20 protein-coding genes are annotated in these 20,165 nt (G+C 35.1%); all 20 read right to left on the bottom strand.

The features are described 5' to 3' along the window. Positions 1 to 4 precede the first annotated feature (4 nt). The 20 genes from fliF to smc all read right to left on the bottom strand — a co-directional run bounded on the left by fliF (position 5) and on the right by smc (position 20,154). Positions 5 to 1,552: a flagellar basal-body MS-ring/collar protein FliF gene (fliF, locus tag CLOS_RS07615; RefSeq protein ID WP_012159335.1), complete on the bottom strand. Its 1,548-nt coding sequence runs from the start codon at positions 1,550 to 1,552 to the stop codon at positions 5 to 7. Between the two features lie 24 nt (positions 1,553 to 1,576). Then, positions 1,577 to 1,876, bottom strand: coding sequence for a flagellar hook-basal body complex protein FliE (gene fliE / locus CLOS_RS07610; RefSeq protein ID WP_012159334.1), 300 nt, complete (start codon positions 1,874 to 1,876; stop codon positions 1,577 to 1,579). Between the two features lie 14 nt (positions 1,877 to 1,890). Then, positions 1,891 to 2,334, bottom strand: coding sequence for a flagellar basal body rod protein FlgC (gene flgC / locus CLOS_RS07605; RefSeq protein ID WP_012159333.1), 444 nt, complete (start codon positions 2,332 to 2,334; stop codon positions 1,891 to 1,893). 5 nt (positions 2,335 to 2,339) lie between these two features. After that, on the bottom strand, positions 2,340 to 2,735 hold the full coding sequence (flgB, locus tag CLOS_RS07600) for a flagellar basal body rod protein FlgB (protein WP_012159332.1): 396 nt from the start codon (positions 2,733 to 2,735) through the stop codon (positions 2,340 to 2,342). Positions 2,736 to 3,177: 442 nt separating this feature from the next. Beyond that, entirely contained in the window at positions 3,178 to 3,957 is a 780-nt protein-coding gene (codY, locus tag CLOS_RS07595; RefSeq protein ID WP_012159331.1) for a GTP-sensing pleiotropic transcriptional regulator CodY, read from the bottom strand. Positions 3,958 to 4,144: 187 nt separating this feature from the next. Continuing rightward, positions 4,145 to 6,223, bottom strand: coding sequence for a type I DNA topoisomerase (gene topA / locus CLOS_RS07590; RefSeq protein WP_012159330.1), 2,079 nt, complete (start codon positions 6,221 to 6,223; stop codon positions 4,145 to 4,147). Positions 6,224 to 6,295: 72 nt separating this feature from the next. After that, the gene (gene dprA / locus CLOS_RS07585) at positions 6,296 to 7,393 is read right to left on the bottom strand and encodes a DNA-processing protein DprA (RefSeq protein ID WP_012159329.1); all 1,098 of its coding nucleotides are present in this window, start codon (positions 7,391 to 7,393) and stop codon (positions 6,296 to 6,298) included. Between the two features lie 21 nt (positions 7,394 to 7,414). Next, a complete protein-coding gene (locus CLOS_RS07580) occupies positions 7,415 to 8,938 on the bottom strand; it encodes a YifB family Mg chelatase-like AAA ATPase (RefSeq protein WP_012159328.1) in 1,524 nt (507 codons plus the stop codon). Between the two features lie 146 nt (positions 8,939 to 9,084). Next, entirely contained in the window at positions 9,085 to 9,438 is a 354-nt protein-coding gene (locus CLOS_RS07575) for a YraN family protein (protein WP_012159327.1), read from the bottom strand. A gap of 26 nt (positions 9,439 to 9,464) precedes the next feature. Further along, a complete protein-coding gene (locus CLOS_RS07570) occupies positions 9,465 to 10,076 on the bottom strand; it encodes a ribonuclease HII (protein WP_012159326.1) in 612 nt (203 codons plus the stop codon). Between the two features lie 28 nt (positions 10,077 to 10,104). After that, positions 10,105 to 10,947 (bottom strand): ribosome biogenesis GTPase YlqF, encoded by an 843-nt coding sequence (gene ylqF, locus CLOS_RS07565; RefSeq protein WP_012159325.1) that lies wholly within the window; start codon positions 10,945 to 10,947, stop codon positions 10,105 to 10,107. A gap of 71 nt (positions 10,948 to 11,018) precedes the next feature. Then, positions 11,019 to 11,366 carry a 50S ribosomal protein L19 gene (rplS, locus tag CLOS_RS07560; RefSeq protein ID WP_012159324.1) on the bottom strand — a complete coding sequence of 116 codons (348 nt, stop codon included), beginning with the start codon at positions 11,364 to 11,366 and terminating at the stop codon, positions 11,019 to 11,021. Positions 11,367 to 11,479: 113 nt separating this feature from the next. Next, entirely contained in the window at positions 11,480 to 12,229 is a 750-nt protein-coding gene (gene trmD, locus CLOS_RS07555; protein ID WP_012159323.1) for a tRNA (guanosine(37)-N1)-methyltransferase TrmD, read from the bottom strand. Further along, positions 12,226 to 12,729: a ribosome maturation factor RimM gene (gene rimM, locus CLOS_RS07550; protein ID WP_012159322.1), complete on the bottom strand. Its 504-nt coding sequence runs from the start codon at positions 12,727 to 12,729 to the stop codon at positions 12,226 to 12,228. Before rimM ends, trmD begins: the two co-directional genes overlap by 4 nt. A 177-nt stretch (positions 12,730 to 12,906) precedes the next feature. Then, positions 12,907 to 13,137 carry a KH domain-containing protein gene (locus CLOS_RS07545; protein WP_012159321.1) on the bottom strand — a complete coding sequence of 77 codons (231 nt, stop codon included), beginning with the start codon at positions 13,135 to 13,137 and terminating at the stop codon, positions 12,907 to 12,909. A 21-nt stretch (positions 13,138 to 13,158) separates the two neighbouring features. Next, positions 13,159 to 13,404 carry a 30S ribosomal protein S16 gene (gene rpsP, locus CLOS_RS07540; protein ID WP_012159320.1) on the bottom strand — a complete coding sequence of 82 codons (246 nt, stop codon included), beginning with the start codon at positions 13,402 to 13,404 and terminating at the stop codon, positions 13,159 to 13,161. A gap of 36 nt (positions 13,405 to 13,440) precedes the next feature. Beyond that, on the bottom strand, positions 13,441 to 14,787 hold the full coding sequence (ffh, locus tag CLOS_RS07535; protein ID WP_012159319.1) for a signal recognition particle protein: 1,347 nt from the start codon (positions 14,785 to 14,787) through the stop codon (positions 13,441 to 13,443). A 22-nt stretch (positions 14,788 to 14,809) separates the two neighbouring features. Then, on the bottom strand, positions 14,810 to 15,175 hold the full coding sequence (locus CLOS_RS07530) for a putative DNA-binding protein (RefSeq protein ID WP_012159318.1): 366 nt from the start codon (positions 15,173 to 15,175) through the stop codon (positions 14,810 to 14,812). 88 nt (positions 15,176 to 15,263) lie between these two features. Continuing rightward, entirely contained in the window at positions 15,264 to 16,559 is a 1,296-nt protein-coding gene (gene ftsY / locus CLOS_RS07525) for a signal recognition particle-docking protein FtsY (RefSeq protein WP_012159317.1), read from the bottom strand. A 10-nt stretch (positions 16,560 to 16,569) separates the two neighbouring features. Further along, the gene (smc, locus tag CLOS_RS07520; RefSeq protein WP_012159316.1) at positions 16,570 to 20,154 is read right to left on the bottom strand and encodes a chromosome segregation protein SMC; all 3,585 of its coding nucleotides are present in this window, start codon (positions 20,152 to 20,154) and stop codon (positions 16,570 to 16,572) included. Positions 20,155 to 20,165: the final 11 nt, after the last annotated feature.

Raw genomic sequence — 20,165 nt, 5'->3', positions numbered from 1 at the left:
ACCTCTAATCTTCGTTCAACCAATTTTTTAAAAGTTGTGCAACAGCTTCTGGTTTTTTGCTGACAAGCTTTTCAATTTGCTGCTTCACTTGAGAACCAGATAGCTCTAAGTCTATTTCCGCTATGGTTTCTGGAATGATCATCTCTTCCAGTGGCTCCATTGCCTTGTTTTTATTCTTCGCCCTACTACTTGCTATTAAATAAGTTATACCAACTAAAGCAACTGCTATCATTCCAATTGCCCATAATGGTAATGATGAAGAGCTTGTACCTGCTAAACTATCCCCTGGTTCCATAGCTCCGTTATTAAATTGCTGAACGCCAACTTGAACCACTTTTGTATCCAATCCTGCTGCTGCAGAAATAATATTGGCTAAATCTGTTCTTTGTTCTGCAGTTAAATCTCCATCTGCTAATGCCGCACTATTCACAAATACTGCTACCGTAATATCCTTCACTTGCCCTTGTGCTTTTACTATTTTTTTGTAGAGCTCATTTATTTCGTAGTTTATGGTTCGGCTTGCTTCAGAATAAGTAGAGTATTCTTCATCTCCTACCACATATTGGGCAGGGTCTGTATCGTCATCTGCATTGGTAGGTGTACCTGGAGCTCCACCTGTGCCTCCATTGACCGATTCTTTGCTCAATTCCTGTAAGCTTCTTGGTATGCCTGTGGTTTCACCTTCTATTGGCGGTGCAAACTCTTTAATCTCTGTGACTTCACTATCGAAGTCTAGTTTTACATTTGCCATAACAACGATGTTGCCATATCCATAAACATTGGATAAAAAGTTCGTAATACTTTCCTCAAGTTTTTCTTTAACACTTTGTTGCAGTGCCAGATTATTATTGGATGCAAATACATCCGAGTCTTCATCGGAGTCTGTATTTAAAACTCGACCGTCACTACCATGGATGGTTACATTTTCCGGAGATAGTCCTTCAACTGCATTTGACACTAAAATAGCAATACCATTGATACTGTTTTTATCTAAAATGGCATTGCCTTGCAAATCAAGCCTTACAGATGCTTTTGCTAAATTATTGTTGTTTTTAAGTATAAAACCTGAATTTTCCGGAACAACTAAAGCTACATTTGCACTTTTTACACCATTAATTTCTTCGATGATGCTGGCTAAGTAGTTTTGAAGCGCATATACATATTGCTTGGATTTTTCTTCACTGGTCATCATAAATGAGTTGCCAGAGAATACGTCTTCAAAAGAGAATTTTGCTGATGGTAACCCCTCTGTAGCTACGACAACCTGCGCTCTTTTCTGGTCTTCCTTAGGCACCAAGATAATACCGCTGGTTTGACCAAACTTAGCCTTTATGTTGTTTTCCGTAAGTCTTTCTATAATTTCACCAGTTTGTTCTGGTCTAAGGTTGCTATACAGTTCAACATATTCAGGGCGAGAAAAATAATATATAATTCCAGTTAAAGCCAAAAGTATAAATATGGTTCCTGATGCCAGCATTATTTTCTTTTTTTTGTCCATTCCCTGAAAATACTCGTTTAATTGATTTCTAATCTGATTTATAGATTCCGACATTAACTCACCTCTCTTCTGCTACAATTAAATCTGCATCCTCATTATTTCTCTATAAGCATCCAGAACTTTGTTTCTAATTTGCATCGTTAACTGAAGTGCAATGTCAGCCTTCTCTGCTGCAATCATAACATCACTTAAATTATCGATTTCCCCTGTTACTAGTTTCATCGTATAATCTTGTGATTCTTTTTCTAATTCAACCACCTTATTTAAAGATTCATTTAAAAACGAAGAGAATGAGATCGTATCGTCAGATCTTTCTTTAGAAGTGCTTGTAGAATTTAATTTTATTGGGGTTAGTTGATTAATATTACTAATTTCCACTTGTTCTATCTCCTTTACTTACCAATTTCTAAAGTTTTGAGAAACATGCTCTTGGTGCCATTCATTGCTGTAATATTTGCTTCATAGGCTCTTGAAGCAGAAATCATATTCGCCATTTCTGTCATGATATCTACGTTGGGCATTTTTACATAGCCATTTTCATCAGCATCGGGATGACCTGGTTCATAAACGCTTTTATATGGAGCAGTATCATTTTGTATAGAGGAAACTTCAACACCATTCATTTTAGATGGACTTCCACCAGAACGCTTGAGGTGTTCTGAAAAAGGGGTTGGTGCATCTTTCGTTTTAAAAACAACAACCTGTCTCCTATAAGGGGTCCCATTTGAAGTTCTAGTGGTATTCGCATTTGCTATGTTTTTTGTTGCGATATCCATTCTTAATCTTTCAGCCGTTAACCCAGAGGCGCTTATATTCAATGAGTTAAATATTGACATAAAAACTACTTCCCTTCATTAATAACGTATTTTATTTTTTTAAATCCACTTTGAATTCTTGTTGTTAGTAAATTATACATAATTTCATTTTTAGCTCTTTCAGCCATTTCAACATCAATTTCTACATTATTGTTATCGATTCGGGCACTGTAGGTATGATCTGTTTTTATTTGAGGTTGAATATCTTTTAAATGTCCGCCATTAATCGGAATATGGTTCGCATTCGTAATTGTTCCTTTTAATTTGGATGCATTTAAATGTTCCCTTAAAACATCTTCAAATATAACATCCGATCTTTTGAAATTAGGAGTTTCAGCATTGGCAATGTTATTTGTAATAACCTCGTTTCTTCTCCAAGAAGCGTCTAGAGCTTTTGTTAAAATGTTAATATTATTATACATATTTACCTCCCATAATTTTTCAGATCTTTATAAGCTTGACACTTATCTTCTTTTATAAACATTATACAACATTTTTAGTCATAAATCTTTAATTTAATACAGGTTTAACATCAGCTTTATGATTTAATATATCTGTATAAAACAAACAACTATATAGTTTCTCTATAAGGCATCTACACTATATACAGCTATTTTAAACAGATTAAATATGCAAATGTATTTACTTCTATTTATAATTAATACCCCTTTTTTTATAATTACAAAAAAATACTTTGCATGAACAGTATATTATATTTGACAAGATAATCTTTTTCCCTTCTTTTTTTTACATATTTTTCACATTCAGGACCCAAGCACTAAAAAAGCTCAGCTAAATATAGTTCTTTAGTTGAGCTTTTTTAATAAAATCAAAAGGTTACAATGCTACGGTTTTAATTAAAGTTTATCGCTTTAATTTTTTCAATTCATCGAGAAGATGATCGTTTAATATTCTAATATGTGTTCCTTTCATACCAAGAGATCTTGATTCTATAACACCAGCACTTTCAAATTTTCTTAATGCATTGACAATAACAGAGCGTGTGATACCAACTCTATCTGCAATCTTGCTGGCAACAAGCAACCCTTCTTCCCCTTCTAGCTCACTAAAAATATGTTCTACAGCCTCTAGCTCTGAATAAGATAGTGTTCCTATTGCCATTTGAACAACTGCTTTTTTTCTAGCTTCCGCTTCTATGGCTTCTGATTCAGAGCGCATAATTTCCATTCCAACCACTGTTGAACTATATTCTGCCATAACCAAATCATCATCATTAAATTCACGTTCAAATCTAGCCAATACTAAAGTTCCTAGTCTTTGACCACTACCGTTGATCGGTACAATGGTCACTAATTTTTCATAGCTATCAATGTCGTATTTGAATATGGAAAGAAGTTCATCCTTAGTGATATTGGCTCTGGTTTCTGATACATGCAATAATTGTTCATTATACTCCTCTGGAAATCTTTTTTCTCCTGTTTTTTCATCCGTTACAATAGGACAATCTGAGGTATCCGTTAAACTAACTCCTAAAACCTTTCCTTTTGAACTTGCGACGTATGCATTTGCATCTAAAATTTCACTTAGAATTTTACAAACTTCATTAAATGAAATATTTGAATCGGCTGATTGTTGCAAAATTTTATTAATTTTTCTGGTTTTGCCTAAAAGTGTTTCGCACATTTTTTTTCCTCCTTAGATTTTAACTCACAATGTTAAGTCATTAGTTTTCCTTATATTCTATCTCAAAGTTCAAGGACAATATCTAACTAAATGTAATTTTGAAAACAATTACAATATAAACACTAATAAGAATGGTAGCATATTCATTATCTAATTTCAACATATTTTTTGTTAAATTTGAAAATTTTCAATTTTCAATTTCTTCCTCAAAACCACATTCTTTGTTGATACAAATATTTTTCTCGCTTTTTTTAGTCTTCTTGTATACCAATATATCACCACATGTAGGACATTTCTTACCCGTTGGCCTGTTCCAAGATACGAATCTACAGTCTGGAAAGGTACTACATCCATAAAATAGTCTGCCTTTTTTAGAACGCTTTTCTATGACATCACCAGATTCACATTTTGGGCAACTTACGCCTATCTTATATAGAAAAGGCTTTGTTTCTTCACATTCTGGATAATTTGAACAAGCGAGAAATTTGCCGTATCGGCCGTGCTTAATTAACATTACAGAATCACATTTAGAACATTTCTCGTCACTTTCTTCAACTAGGTTAATTTCTTCCATATGTTCTTCTGCATTCAACAGCATCACTTTAAAATCCTCGTAAAATTCAGAAATAAGTTTTTTCCAATCCTGTGTTCCTTCTTCAATATAGTCTAAGCTCTGTTCCAATTTCGCCGTGAAGTTCGTATCGATGATCTTAGAGAAATAATCTTCTAAAATTTCATTGATTATATATCCCAATTCTGTTGCGGTTAAACTTTTACCCTCTTTCTCTACATAACCTCTGGAAAGTATGGTGGATATTGTAGGTGAGTATGTACTAGGTCTTCCTATGCCTAAATCTTCCATGGTTTTAACTAAAGTAGCTTCTGAATACCTTCCAGGAGGTTGGGTAAAATGCTGTTTCGGCATTTGCTCTAATACAGTAACAACTTCACCTTCCGCTAAATCTGGTATATTAATATTCTCAGAAACATTGGCATAGCTATACACCTTTAAAAAGCCCTCAAAACGAAGTATAGAGCCTGTGGCCTTAAATATAACTTTATTGATATCAAACTCTACATTCAAAGTATCGTACACAGCCGGTGCCATCTGGCTGGCTACGAACCGTTGCCAAATGAGTTTATATAAAGTGTATTGATCCTTGGATAGAAATCCTTTAATTAAGTCTGGATGCCGATATACATCGGTTGGCCTGATACCTTCATGGGCATCTTGAATATTTTTTTTGCCCTTATTTTCTTTTCTTTCCTTAGTTTCACTATGATAATAACTTTCGCCAATATTTTCATGGATGTAATTTTTGCAGGATTCGGATGATTCTTGAGATATTCTCGTAGAATCCGTTCTAATATAACTAATTAATCCCACCGTACCACTTTTCCCAATATCGATTCCCTCATAGAGCTGCTGAGCTAATGACATGGTTTTTTTTGTGGAAAAACCTAGTTTATTAGCAGCTTCCTGCTGTAAAGTACTGGTTGTAAACGGTAAATTAGGGTTTCTTTTTTTCTCACCTTTTTTAACACTTGTAACAATAGCCTCGTGGTTTTGTATATGATTTAGAATTCGATCAACTTCTGCTTCCGTATGTATTTCTTTATTCCCTAAATTATCGTTTTGAAACTTTATTTCAAAATTTTCATTATTTTTGGTCTTTATTTTTAAACTTAAAGTCCAATACTCCTCGGGTTTAAAATTCTTTATCTCTTCTTCACGATCGATAATTAATTTGGTAGCTACAGATTGAACTCTACCTGCACTCAATCCTTTTCTAACATTCTTCCAAAGCAAAGGGCTAATCTGGTACCCTACAAGTCTATCTAAGACTCTTCTTGCTTGTTGTGCATCTACGAGATCTTGATTAATCGGTCTTGGCTTTTTTATGGCACTTTTAATCGCATTTTTTGTGATTTCATTAAATTCAATTCTACAGTCATCGCTTGCTTCTATTCCTAAAGCTCTTGCAAGATGCCAAGAGATTGCTTCCCCTTCTCTATCGGGGTCCGTTGCTAGATATACATTCTTTGATTTCTTGGCCAGAGTTTTAATCTCTTTTAAAACTGGGCCCTTACCTCTTATGGTGATATATTGCGGTTCAAAGTTATTATCTATATCAACACCGAGCTTGCTTTTCGGCAGGTCAATAATATGTCCAACGGATGCTTTTACAACATAATTTTTCCCTAAAAATTTTTCTATGGTCTTTGCTTTTGCCGGCGACTCAACAATTACTAAAGATTTTGTCAATTCATACACCTCCATTATGCTGTGATTTCTCTATCGACATTAGACAAAATCAAGCTTATACATTATATCAATTTATTTGGGTACTGTAAATGTTTTACCAGATATTTGGATGATATACCCTTTGATTTCTAGTATCGTCAATATTGGGTTTAATTCCCAAGGATGCAATCTTGTTTCATTATAGAGCAAATCAATATGAATTGGATTTCTCCTGATGATTTCATATACCCTTTTTTCTAATGGGCTTAATTCTTCTTGAGTCGATTTTTCTATCTGTTTTTTGCTGATGGAATATCTATATTTTAAACTTTCAATGACATCTTCAATATCCAGTAATATTTTGGCACCGTCTCTTATCAATCGATTGGTCCCTTTGCTCTGTAGGCTATTGATGTTTCCAGGTAAAGCATATATGTCTTTTCCCTGATCTAGAGCATATTCTACAGTGATTAAAGCCCCGCTTTTTTCCGATGCTTCGATGACAATTACGCCGTCGGAAAGGGCGCTAATAATTCTATTTCTTGCCGGGAAGTGATGTTTTAAAGGTGGCATGCCCAGAGGATATTCCGAAAGAACACATCCATTTTCAATCATCGTACTCATTAATCGCTCATTAGACGCTGGATAGCATTGATCTAAGCCACAGCCTAGAACACCCACAGTATTTCCTGTACCGTCTAAAGCACCTTTATGGCTGTTGGTATCGATCCCTAGAGCTAATCCACTGATGGTTCCAATTCCCCACTGTGCTAGTTCCTTTGAAAATTGATAGGCAGCCCATTTTCCATAAGCAGTACACTTTCTCGCTCCCACAATGGCGATTAATGGTATGTTTAGATATTCCTTGTTTCCTTTCATATATATTACATAGGGAGGATCATATATGTTTCTTAATTTTTCCGGATAGTTTTCGTCATAAATTGTTAGGCATTCTATAACATATTTATCGATATTTTTGAAAACCTTGCTGAAAAATTCCCTATTCCTATTTTTTATTATTTTCTCAATAATTATCCCCCTATTACCTAAAGCATTTTTGATATGCCGAACATCAGCAGTCCATAATTCATCCAAAGTATTGAAGTATTTGATAAGCTTCTCAATATCCTTATTGCTAATTCCTTCGATATGACTCAGCCATATGAGGATATTTCTTTCCTTTAACTCCATCTAAATTCCCCCCGCTAAAATTTATGGAATCAATTCATTGATATTCCGATACTGCAATGCTTCTGCTAGGTGTTTCTCTTCAATTAAATCACTGCTGTCCAGATCTGCTATGGTTCTAGAAACCTTCAAAATTCTGCTATACCCTCTAGCGCTTAGGTTCATTTTATCATAAGCTAAGTTCATTAATTTTTTTGCTGTTGGCGTCAATACACAGTATTTTTTTATTGAAGCACCACCTAATTGAGAATTAAACAAGTATTTCGTCTTTTTATATCGCTCTATTTGTATATCTCTCGCCTTTTCCACTCTCGCTCTAATCTTTTCAGAGCACTCAGCCTCTTTACTTTCAGTTAATTCCTTGTACTCTACAGCAGATGTTTCTACAATGAGATCGATGCGGTCGAGCAATGGTCCCGATATTTTAGAAATATATCGCTTTACCTGCGAAGCTGTACAATTACAGCTATTGTTGCTACCATAATAACCACATGGACAGGGATTCATTGCCGCAATCAGCATAAAATCTGCAGGATAGGTAAAAGAACCATTTACCCTAGATAAATGAATCTGTCGTTCTTCTAAAGGCTGCCTTAGTGTTTCCAATAGAGCTCTACTAAATTCTGGTAACTCATCAAGGAACAGAACGCCATAATGGCTCAGGGATACTTCACCAGGTCTAGGTATTCTCCCACCTCCGGTTAATGAAACTAAGGAACTGGTATGATGTGGTGATCGAAAAGGTCGAACTTTAACAAGACCTTCTTCACTGCAAATCAGCCCTGCGATGCTGTATATTTTGGTTATCTCCAAGGCCTCGATAAAACTTAATTTGGGTAGTATAGATGGAACTCTTTTAGCTGCCATTGTTTTTCCAGAGCCTGGAGGACCTATCATTAGTAGATTATGATTGCCAGATGCCGCTATTTCTAATCCTCTTTTTAAATTTTCCTGACCATGTAAATCTTTAAAATCCTCCGTTGCTATAGAAGTCTCAGAGAAATAGTTTGATTCTCCTATATAAGAAGGTAGGGATTTTTCTTTCTTTAAATAGGATATAATATCCGATAGTCTTTCTATGGGTACAATTTCAATTCCATCCACAATTTTAGCTTCCTCTAAGTTATTACTTGGTAAAATGACCTTTCGAATGCCTTGCTCGTGCATGGCTAATAGCATCGGTAAAACGCCATTGATTTTATTCGTTTTTCCATCCAGTGATAGCTCTCCCAATACCAATGTATCCTCTAGTTCTTCCATTGGCAACTGATTAGAAGCACCTAAAATACCCAACGCAATGGGAAGATCAAAGTGACTCCCCTCTTTTTTTGTGTCCGCCGGCGATAAATTTATTGTGATTCTTTTTAATGGGAAGCCTAAATCACTATTCTTTATGGCAGCCCTTACTCTTTCTTTCGATTCCTTAATTGCCACATCTGGAAGTCCAACCACATTTACATTGGGTAAGCCATTGGATATATCTACTTCAACCTCTATCATGGTCACTGAAAGACCATGGATGGAGCAGGTCTTTATTTTAGATAACATATTTTCACTTCCTAATCTATTCACTAAAATTTATATAAACAGATTCTATAAATATGTTTTTTCTCCTTTAATTTTCTTAATTTTTCGTAAACTTATTTTAAATTTTTTAAAATAAATAAATAAAAAATAGCAGCAAGCTGCTATTTTTAAAATGCATTTTCCATATGATTTATTTTGTACTTCTTCTCTATAAGCTGTACTTCTATCACGTCAAATCGAAGATTCCAATCATCTTCTCCAATTCTATTACTGAGAAGGTACTGCTGAGAAACCCTTCTTATGGTCATCTGCTTTTTATAATTCACAGCCTCTGATGGGGTACCAAAGGCACCGGAACTCCTAGTCTTAACTTCAACAAACACAATCGTATCATTTAATATAGCGATGATATCGATTTCACCCAGTCTCGTACGGTAGTTACAATCCAAGATACGATACCCTTTATTTTTAAGGTAATGTACTGCCAATTGCTCGCCTATAGCCCCAATTTTTTTATTCATAGGAATACCCTCTTATTGGTTTTAAATTATAATATTTTATTTAGGAAAGATTTTCTATGCATAGGACTTGGGCCGTGTTCCTTTAACGCCTCTCTATGAGCCTTTGTACCGTATCCCTTGTTTTGTCCAATTCCGTAATTGGGATGCTCCTCTTCCCATCTCTGACACAATCTATCTCTTAAAACTTTGGCTACAATAGAAGCCGCAGCGATTCCATGACAGAGATCATCCCCTTTAATTACAGCACTTTGAGGAGTGGGCACATCAATTTCTTCTGCATCAATCAGGATATAATCTGGGGCAACAATATTCCCATCTTTATCTTTTAAAGATAATATAGCTTTTTTCATAGCCAATCTTGTGGCATTCTTAATATTAATCTTGTCTATAATTTCAGACGATACAGTTCCCACACCGATAGCCAGTGATTTTTCTTTAATGATTTCATACAGCTGTTCTCTTTTTTTATGAGATAGTTTTTTGGAGTCTTTCACACCGTCTATGATCACATCCTTCGGCATGATCACAGCCGCCGCTAGAACAGACCCAAATAAGCAGCCTCGTCCCACCTCATCGCAGCATGCGATATTTTCGTATCCACTGTTCCATATAGCGCTTTCAATGTCAATCGTCGGCATTCTATTCACTCCCCCAAGGATTCTTGTACTATGGGTATTCTAAAGAAATTTGTCCAATTCTTCCAGATCTAAACTCATCTAATATAATATTTGATATTCGTGAATAATCGATTTCATCACCTTTTAATATACATCCCCTATTTCTAGCGATATTATCCATGATCTCTATAATTGTGGTATATTCATCCTGAAGTTTATATCTCTCTACAATCTTTTCTTTATGATTTCCCCATAAAATTTCTAGTAGTTTATAAGCTAACGTTTCAGTATCCATGATTTCATCTTTAATAGCACCACTAAAAGCTAAATTTAAAGCAACTTCTTCGTCTTCAAACTTTGGCCACAAAATGCCTGGTGTATCTAGTAATTCCATATTTCCTTTTAATCGAATCCATTGCTTGCTCTTTGTAACACCCGGTCTATCTCCCGTCTGCGTGCTCTTTCTACCAGCTAATTTGTTAATCAGAGATGACTTCCCTACATTGGGAATTCCAACAATCATAATCCTGGCTGGTCTTGGTCTTCTACCTTTTTTAATGAGGGCATCCATCTTATCTTTTATAGCCCTTTCACTTTCCTCAGCCAATTGTCGGATACCTTCACCAGTTATAGTATTAATCGGTATTACAGTAATTGAATTTCTTTTAAAATATTCAACCCATTTAGCAGTAGCTCTAGGATCTGCTAAGTCAATTTTATTCAATATGATTACTTTCGGTTTATCTCCTATGATCTGATCGACGTCAGGATTTCTGCTACTGATAGGGATTCTAGCATCCAATAATTCATAAACGATATCTACAAGCTTTAGCTGTTCTCTTATTAACTCTTTCGTTTTCTTCATATGCCCTGGATACCAATTGATATTCATTATGACCACTCCTTTCTTCCTATAATATTATCTTCAAAACAATAAAGGGACTGAATATCAGTCCCCCACCATTATCTTCTTTTTTCTTTGATTTTGAATGCTGCTTTACCAACTCGATCACGTAGATAGTAAAGTTTAGCTCTTCTAACTTGACCTCTTCTTGTAACCTCAACTTTTTCAACTCTAGGTGAATGCACTGGGAATGTTCTCTCTACTCCTACACCAGAAGCTATTCTTCTAACTGTAAAAGTCTCAGCGATTCCTCCACCTTGTCTTTTAATTACAATACCTTCAAAAATCTGAATTCTTTCTCTACTACCCTCTTTAATCTTAACATGTACTTTAACAGTATCACCATTAGAAAATTCAGGAACATCTTTCTTTAACTGCTCACTTGCAAGTGTTCTTAATATATCCATAGTTGTACCTCCTTCCTTTCTAGACGTTCATACGCTCTGCCCTGTAGAGGAACGTCCATTGTACCTTATAGATTGTATCACAGTTGTTCAAAGAAGACAACAGGAATTTAAATTTATTTTTTACTTTTTATTTGTTCTAAAAACAACTGATCTTTTTTAGTAAGTATAAAATCCTTTAAAAGATCTGGCCTTCTATGGAACGTTAATTCTAAGGATTGATTTCTTCTCCACTCCTGAATCTTACTATGATTTCCAGAGGTAAGAACGTCTGGAACGCTCCTACCGCGAAACACTCTTGGTCTCGTGTATTGAGGGTACTCCAGCAATCCTGAATAAAAACTTTCTTCTTCAAAGGAAGCATCCTGAGACAGTACACCCGGAATTAATCGAGCCACCGCATCAATTAAAACCATAGCAGGTATTTCCCCACCAGTTAATACATAGTCCCCTATAGAGATTTCATCTGTTACAATTTCATCGATCACCCTTTGATCGATTCCTTCATAATGTCCACATAATAATATCAGCGCATTCTCCTCCGAAAGACGCTCAGCCATCTCTTGGTCAAATTTTTTCCCTTTAGGAGATAAATAAATCACCTTTGGCTGCTCTACATGATTTTTATCTTGAAATTCCTTGACGATACTCTCATAGCAGGAGACGATAGGTTGGGGCGTCATGACCATTCCAGGACCTCCACCAAAAGGATAGTCATCTACTTTTTTATGCTTGTTTTCTGCGTAGTCACGAATATTCACACATTGGATATGAAGGATACGGTTTTCTTGCGCTCGCTGAATGATGCTATTTCCTAAGGGTCCAGAAAACATCTCTGGGAACAAAGTCATAACTTTTATAATCATTCTATCATTCCTTCAATCGGATCAATGGTGATTCTTTTCTTTTCCAGAGAGATCTCCGGCATAAATTCTTTAACGGATGGTATCATAATCTCTTTCAGATTATTCATTCGAATAACATAAACCTCACTAGATCCTGTCTGTATAATATCCACTACTTTACCGATATATTCATCCTTTACCGTAAAGACATCTAAACCGATGATATCCGCAATATAATAAGTATCTTCTGGAAGAATTCTTCGTTGAGATTCATCAATCAATAAATATCGATCTTTAAATTTTTCAACTAAATTAATATCCCCATAACCTTCAAAGGACAGTATTACTAGCGTCGGTTTATACTTAATATTTTCTATATAGAACTTATCCTTAAATCCTTCAATATAAACCCACTCTAACTCTTCAAAGCGTTCAAAATAATCCGTCAGGGGAAGTACCTTTAAGTCTCCTTTAATTCCATGTGTATTCGTTATTTTGCCTACTCTTAACATTTTGGCCATCTATACGAACTCCTTTTTCAATAATCTCTCAATAGACTAACAAAGTTTTACTTTTTATTCGCTATAATAAAAGCTTTTTTTGATAATCCATTATAAGTAAAACTTTTTGCTTCCTCATAAAAATAACATTTAAACTGAACCAATATATATGTAATAAGGATTAGGTTTCCCTAATCCTTATTGAATAATTTCAACAATCACTTTTTTATTTTGTTTCATAGCGGCAGATTTGACAACCGTTCTGATTGCCTTCGCAATTCTACCTTGCTTACCTATTACCTTGCCCATGTCTTCTGGTGCAACCTTAAGCTCTATGATAATAGATTGATTTCCTTCAACTTCAGTAACAGTAACTTGCTCTGGGTTATCTACTAACCCTTTGGCGATAACTTCTACTAGATGACCCATTTATATACCTCCCAATAGGAATTACTCAATGATGCCATTCTTTTTGAATAAATCTTTTACTGTATCAGTTGGTTGAGCACCATTTTTTAACCACTTTTCTGCTTTTTCATTGTTTATCTTGATTTCTTTTGGTTCAGAAACTGGATTATAGTAACCAATCTCCTCGATGAATCTTCCATCTCTTGGAGATCTAGCATCAGCAACAACTATTCTGTAAAAAGGTTTTTTGTGTGCACCCATTCTCTTAAGTCTAATTTTAACTGCCATTTTTTCACCTCCTTTAAAAATAAATACCATTATTTATTACCTGCCAAGGAAAGGCATCTTAAATTTTCCACCTTTTTTTCCCGGCTTTGCCATATCTGCAAATTGCTTCATCATTTTTCTCGTCTGCTCAAATTGTTTCAATAATTTATTGACCTGTTGTACAGATGTCCCACTTCCTGAGGCAATTCTTTTTCTTCGACTTCCATTAATGATGCTCGGATCATGTCTTTCATTCTTTGTCATAGATTGGATAATGGCCTTAACATAAACGAGTTCCTTCTCATCTACATCCATTCCTTTTAATTGCTTTCCGCCCATACCAGGAATCATCTCTAATATTTGACTGAGAGAACCCATTTTCTGAACCTGCTCTAATTGATCTAAGAAGTCATCAAAAGTGAATTGTTGCGTTTTTATTTTATTTTCAAGTTCTTTTGCTTTTTTAGCATCGAAATTTGCTTGGGCTTTTTCTATGAGGCTAAGCATATCACCCATACCTAATATTCTAGACGCCATTCGATCTGGATAAAATGGCTCCAAATCATCTAGTTTTTCGCCGAGACCAGTGAATTTAATTGGCTTATTCGTAACAGCTCGAACAGATAGTGCCGCTCCACCTCGTGTATCACCGTCTAGTTTCGTCAGAATAACACCGTCTATACCCAGCTTTTCATTGAAGTGCTCGGCTACGTTCACAGCATCTTGCCCCGTCATGGAGTCTACTACCAGAAGAATTTCATGAGGCTTCACATCGTTTTTGATATCTTTCAACTCATCCATCAGTTCTTCATCAACGTGAAGTCGACCGGCTGTATCAATTAATATGACATCATTACCGTGGCTCATCCCATGATCTATCCCTGCTTTAGAAATATCCACTGGGCTCTGTTTATCCCCCATGGTAAATACAGGAACACCAACCTTTTCTCCAACGACTTGTAACTGTTTAATAGCTGCTGGTCGATAGATATCACAAGCGATTAAAAGCGGTCTTTTTCCTTGTTTCTTCAGCATCCCCGCTAGTTTACCTGTAGTGGTGGTTTTACCTGCTCCTTGTAAACCAACCAGCATAATGATCGTCGGTGGCTTAGAAGAAAAATTTATTTTACTTTGGGATGTTCCCATTAATTCCGTCAATTCTTCATTTACTATTTTTATAACTTGCTGGCCCGGAGTCAAGCTTTCTAAAACTTCAATGCCAACAGCTCTTTCTTTAACTTTATTTATAAAGTCTTTAACAACTTTAAAGTTAACATCAGCCTCTAAAAGTGCAAGTCTTACTTCTCTCATGGCTTCTGCTACATCTTTTTCAGTTAACTTTCCTTTGTTCTTTAGCTTTTTAAAAGTATCCTGAAGCTTTTCTGCTAAACCTTCAAAAACCATCCCTACACCTCCCTAGGCAGAATTAAGTATTTAGAAAATGATCCAATTCTCCTTTGATTTCACTGATCTTCTGTTGTAGTTCTTCATGAGAATCGAGATTTAGCTTATTTTCTAATTCAATGACTCTATCTAATATTCTTGAAATCTTTTGATTTTTTGTTTTCAGCAATTCTATAAAACCCAATTTTTCTTCGTACTGATATAATAACTTTTCTGTTCTCTTTAACATATCGTAAACAGCTTGTCTCGATATATTAAATTCCTCAGCAATTTCCCCAAGCGATAAATCCTGATTATAGTACAAATCGATGATATCACTCTGCTTTTCTGTTAATAATTGATTGTAATAGTCGTATAAAACCGATATTTCAATTGTTTTTTGTAACATATCAGCACTTCCTATTTTTTCTCTGTAAAGTAGATTCACTTTACAGGTGTAATTTTATACTAAAAATAATGGGATGTCAAGTATTTTATTACGCTTCCCCAAAGATTGCCTTTACGAAACTTTGTGGATTAAATTCCTGTAAATCCTCCATTTTTTCTCCAACACCGATTAGCTTCACAGGAACGTTTAACTCTCTGCTGATTCCTACAATAACGCCACCTTTCGCTGTTCCATCTAGCTTCGTTAAGATAAGTCCGCTGATATTAGCAACTTCCTTGAAGGTTTTCGCTTGCTGTACCGCATTTTGACCCGTCGTAGCATCTAAAACTAAGAGTACTTCTTTAGATGCATTTTCATATTCCCTATCCACAACCTTAAATATTTTACCTAACTCATTCATTAGATTCTTCTTATTATGAAGTCTACCTGCTGTATCACAAATAAGGACATCGGTATTACGAGCCTTTGCTGCTTGTATTGCATCATATATTACAGCTGCTGGATCAGATTCCTCTTGGTGCCTGATGACATCAACACCTACACGATCTCCCCAAATTTTTAATTGATCAATGGCCGCTGCCCTAAATGTATCCCCTGCTGCCAGTAAAACTTTCTTTCCCTCACTTTTAAAGCGATATGCCATTTTACCTATGGACGTAGTCTTTCCTACACCATTTACGCCGACAACTAAAATGATCGCTGGTGACGGCTCAATGTTTATTTTTGAATCAGGAAGTTCTTCTAATATTTCTGTGATCTTATCCATAAGGAGTTGTTTTACTTCAAGAGGATCCGATATTTTTTCTTTTCTAACACGTTCTTTTAAATCTTCAACGATTTCCATGGTGGTTTGTACCCCCATATCGGATGTTATTAAAATCTCTTCCAATTCTTCAAATAAATCTTCATCAATTTTTTTATAGGATTTTAATAAATGATCCACTCTATCCGTAATGCCACTTTTGGTTTTTAGTAAACCTTCTTTCAGTCTGCTAAATAGGTTAAATTTAGGTTTTGCTTCAACAACTTCCTCTTCTACGGTCTCGGCGACTTTAATTGGTTCGATCTCTTCTATTACTTCCTCCACCGTCTCTATTATGTCTTCTTCTATTTTCTCTTCTACTATTTCTTCTACTATTTCTTCCTCGACTTCTTCTGCTTCCGTTGAATCTTCTACAGAATCTACTTCTAGATCTTCAAAATACTTTTCCATCTCTTGTGAATCCATTTCTATATCCTCAGGGTCCATTTCTATAAAATCGACTTCTTCGAGAGAACTGTGTTCGTGGCCATCTACGGCTTCATCCACTTTTTCTTCATGATTTTTCTCTACGCTTTCTTCCTTATTTTTTCCTGTAAGTTTGTCAAAAAATTTCTTGAACATAATATTCCTCCTAGCTCGCTATTTCATCATTTTTATTGTCCGATAGTTTTACGGAAACCAAGCTTGAAATTCCACTTTCCTGCATGGTCACTCCATATAAAGCATCTGCACTTTCCATGGTTCCTTTTCTATGAGTTACCACAATAAACTGTGTATCTTTTGAAAGTTCTTTTAAAAATTGGGCATATCGATAAACGTTAGCGTCATCCAATGCTGCTTCAATTTCATCTAATATACAGAATGGACTTGGCTTTACAAGTAAAATAGCAAAGAGTAAAGATATGGCAGTCAGAGCTCTTTCACCACCAGAAAGTAAAGATAGATTCTGTAATTTCTTGCCTGGCGGCTGGGCAACAATATCAATCCCACACTCTAGTACATTTTCATTGTCCTCTAAAATTAAGTCTGCCTTACCCCCGCCAAAAAGCTTACTAAATACCGTATTAAAATTTTCTTTAATAATTTTAAATTGATCCATGAATTGTTTTTGCATCGTGATTTCCATGTCACCGATCACTTTAACTAAAGACTTTTGCGCTTCGTTTAAATCGTCCTGCTGTGCTTTTAAGAAATCGTATCGTTCTTTTACTTTCTCATATTCCTCTATGGAGTCTAGGTTGACAACACCCAAGGCCTTGAGTCGATCCTTTAATTCCTTGATCTCTTTATTGGTATTACTTGCATCGGCAATCTCCGATTTAAAGTTCATGGCTTCTGCATATGTTAATTCATATTCTTCCCAGAGCTTTGTATAGTAGCCTTGTTGCTGCATTTCCAGCCTCGTCCTTTTTACATCTAGCTTATGCATACTGTCCTGCAGCTCTAATAAAATGGTCTCTATCTGCTTTAGTAATTTCTTATACTCAGATTCCTTCAATTGATGAATCTCTTTCTCTTCTTTATACTTTTTAAGTTCATCTTCATATACACTAATACTGCGCCATAGATTATCAAATTCATCTTTCAGTTCATGAATCTCATTGGTCAGCAGAATATGAAAACCTTGTTCCTCTTTTAATTGATTTTTTTTATTTAAGATCATATCTTCATTATTTTTAATAGAATTCTGCAACCGTTGGATTTCCACTAAGGAAGATTTTTTTTGTTCCTCCGAAGTAGCTAATTTAACTTTATGTCCAGTAAGTATATTGCTGATTCGATCCAGTTCCTGTTTTTTATCAACGAGCTCCAGTTGATTGTCACTAATCTTGCCCTTAACATTTTCAACTTCTTGTTCCAGTTTTGCTACCTCATTTTCAAGTTGAAGATATCTAATATTGGTCTCTTCTTTCGTGTGACGGATCTGTTTGATCTCGTTCTCAGCGTTGTCATATAGGCTCTGTAGTCGATGAACTTCTTGAGTCACCTGTTCAATGGTGCTATTTAAAGTTGCAATTTGAATCCGATTTTCTTGTATGTTTGTATTTAAAGCTTCCACATTAGCTAATATAGATTGGATCTCTTGCTCTAGGTTGAGGTACACCTGTTTTTTTGATTCCCATTGATGTTGAAAATCATCAATTTCTACAATTAAATCCTCTAACTCTCTCTTTCGCCCTAGAATACTTGTGGTTTTACCAGATACACTTCCTCCTGTTAAAGAGCCGCCGATATTTAAGACATCGCCATCTAAGGTGACAATTTTAAATTTATGGTTTAATTTTCTTGCCAGTTCTATTCCTTGGTCTAGGCTTCTTACAACCAGAACTCTAGATAGCAAACTTGAAAAAATATTTTTAAAGGTGTTTTCATATTGAATGATATCGAAGGCGATCTGAGCATCATGAAAATTTTCTATAATCCCTATTTCTTCCTTTGTAATCGTTCGCCCTTGAATCGTTGTTAAAGGAAGCACTGTGATTCTTCCTAGGTTATACTTTTTCAGATATTGTATTAACCGTTTTCCATCATTTTCTTCCTTGCTGACAATATATTGAAGCGCAGGACCTAAGGCAGTTTCCAAGGCGACTTCATATCCTTTCGGTACCTGAATTAAATCGGCAATTGCTCCAAATACACCTTTCCCTAATTCTTTGTCTTTATTGCAAGCCACTAGGATATTTTTTACACTTTTATTATAGCCCTCATGCTCTCTTTCCATATCTTCTATTACAGTTCTTCTCGCTTCTTTATTTCTTAAATGATTTTGTAGCGTATTCATTTCGTTGGAAGCTTTATTTAACTGATTCATCAGATGCTCTTTATGATGATTTTGCTCCGCAATATTTGCTACAATGCGTTGATTATGCTTTTCCAACTCTGATAAATCCTGTTTTAAATCATTCAGTTGCTTTGCTCTTTCTGAAATTCTTTGTTCATATTCACTACGCTCATCACTGACCTGCCTGTTCCGCTCCTCCATTGTGGTCATCAAGGTTTTTAAACCTTTTATTTCACTTTTTAAATCAGATATTTCATTGATTGTATCAAGGATAAAGGTTTTATAATCCTCTACATCCTTTTCTTTTTGGGAATTTGTATGATGCAGTTGATCATAGGCCAATGCTTGACTTCTCAAATATTCTTGAATACTGTCGAGTTCTGAGCATATTTCATTAAAGTATTTTAGTTTTTCTTCTAGCTTTACAGATAAATGATCTTGTTCTTTCTGAATTTCTTTTATTTCTATTTCAATTCTTTTAATATTTGAATCCGTATTATTTGATTTTTCTTTCTTTAAATTGATCTGGCCTTCTATTTTTTCAATGGATTTCTGTATATTAAAATATTCATCCTGTTTGTTGGCTATTTTAATACTGCATTGATTGAGCAATGCTTCTAATTCTTGTAGATTATCATAATAAAAACTTTTTTCCTTCTGTTGTTCTTCAATAGATTGATTCAGTACATGAATTTGTTCATACATGAGTTTCAGTTCTGCATCTATTTTATCAATTTCTCGAATAAATAAATTAACCTCCAAATTTAATAGACGCTCTTTTAAAACGGTAAACTCCTTTGCTTTCATGCTCTGTTTTTTCAAAGGACTCAATTGTCCTTCTAATTCATTCAATATATCTAAAACTCTTAATAGATTTTCTTTTGTAGAGGTCAGCTTTTTTTCAGCTTCATCTTTTCTCGTCTTATATTTTACGATACCTGCTGCTTCTTCAAAAATTTGTCTGCGATCTTCAGATTTGTTACTTAAAATTTCGTCTATTTTTCCTTGTCCAATAATGGAATATCCATCTTTTCCTATACCTGTATCCATTAATAGTTCTCGTACATCCTTGAGACGACAGGAGGATTTATTTAAAAAATATTCACTATCTCCAGAGCGATATACTCGCCTTGTAATTCGGACTTCTGAATAATCAATGGGCAGTGTTTCAGAGCTATTATCTAAGGTTATGGAAACTTCTGCCATACCTAGAGGCTTTCGATCCGCCGCACCAGAAAAGATGACATCTTCCATTTTACTTCCACGGAGCGTCTTCGCACTTTGTTCTCCCAATACCCACCGTATGGAATCAGAAATATTACTTTTTCCACTGCCATTCGGTCCAACGACGCCCGTTATACCGGATTCAAAATTTATTTCTATTTTATTCGCAAAGGATTTAAATCCTTGAATTTCTAACTTTTTTAGTTGCAAATATACTCCCC

It is taken from the genome of Alkaliphilus oremlandii OhILAs, from assembly GCF_000018325.1.
GTDB classification, from domain to species: Bacteria; Bacillota; Clostridia; order Peptostreptococcales; family Natronincolaceae; genus Alkaliphilus_B; species Alkaliphilus_B oremlandii.
The sequence above is the reverse complement of the archived record's forward strand: the minus strand, read 5'-3'. Positions and strand labels throughout refer to the sequence as shown.

Coding starts and splice junctions, on each gene's coding strand:
- flgC (WP_012159333.1), bottom strand. CDS start 2,334: ATGTCAATATTTAACTCATTGAATATAAGCGCCTCTGGGTTAACGGCT.
- rimM (WP_012159322.1), bottom strand. CDS start 12,729: ATGGCCAAAATGTTAAGAGTAGGCAAAATAACGAATACACATGGAATT.
- CLOS_RS07580 (WP_012159328.1), bottom strand. CDS start 8,938: ATGTTATCTAAAATAAAGACCTGCTCCATCCATGGTCTTTCAGTGACC.
- CLOS_RS07575 (WP_012159327.1), bottom strand. CDS start 9,438: ATGAATAAAAAAATTGGGGCTATAGGCGAGCAATTGGCAGTACATTAC.
- fliF (WP_012159335.1), bottom strand. CDS start 1,552: ATGTCGGAATCTATAAATCAGATTAGAAATCAATTAAACGAGTATTTT.
- ylqF (WP_012159325.1), bottom strand. CDS start 10,947: ATGAATATCAATTGGTATCCAGGGCATATGAAGAAAACGAAAGAGTTA.
- trmD (WP_012159323.1), bottom strand. CDS start 12,229: ATGATTATAAAAGTTATGACTTTGTTCCCAGAGATGTTTTCTGGACCC.
- rplS (WP_012159324.1), bottom strand. CDS start 11,366: ATGGATATATTAAGAACACTTGCAAGTGAGCAGTTAAAGAAAGATGTT.
- CLOS_RS07545 (WP_012159321.1), bottom strand. CDS start 13,137: ATGGGTCATCTAGTAGAAGTTATCGCCAAAGGGTTAGTAGATAACCCA.
- flgB (WP_012159332.1), bottom strand. CDS start 2,735: ATGTATAATAATATTAACATTTTAACAAAAGCTCTAGACGCTTCTTGG.
- ftsY (WP_012159317.1), bottom strand. CDS start 16,559: ATGTTCAAGAAATTTTTTGACAAACTTACAGGAAAAAATAAGGAAGAA.
- ffh (WP_012159319.1), bottom strand. CDS start 14,787: ATGGTTTTTGAAGGTTTAGCAGAAAAGCTTCAGGATACTTTTAAAAAG.
- codY (WP_012159331.1), bottom strand. CDS start 3,957: ATGTGCGAAACACTTTTAGGCAAAACCAGAAAAATTAATAAAATTTTG.
- dprA (WP_012159329.1), bottom strand. CDS start 7,393: ATGGAGTTAAAGGAAAGAAATATCCTCATATGGCTGAGTCATATCGAA.
- CLOS_RS07570 (WP_012159326.1), bottom strand. CDS start 10,076: ATGCCGACGATTGACATTGAAAGCGCTATATGGAACAGTGGATACGAA.
- CLOS_RS07530 (WP_012159318.1), bottom strand. CDS start 15,175: ATGTTACAAAAAACAATTGAAATATCGGTTTTATACGACTATTACAAT.
- rpsP (WP_012159320.1), bottom strand. CDS start 13,404: ATGGCAGTTAAAATTAGACTTAAGAGAATGGGTGCACACAAAAAACCT.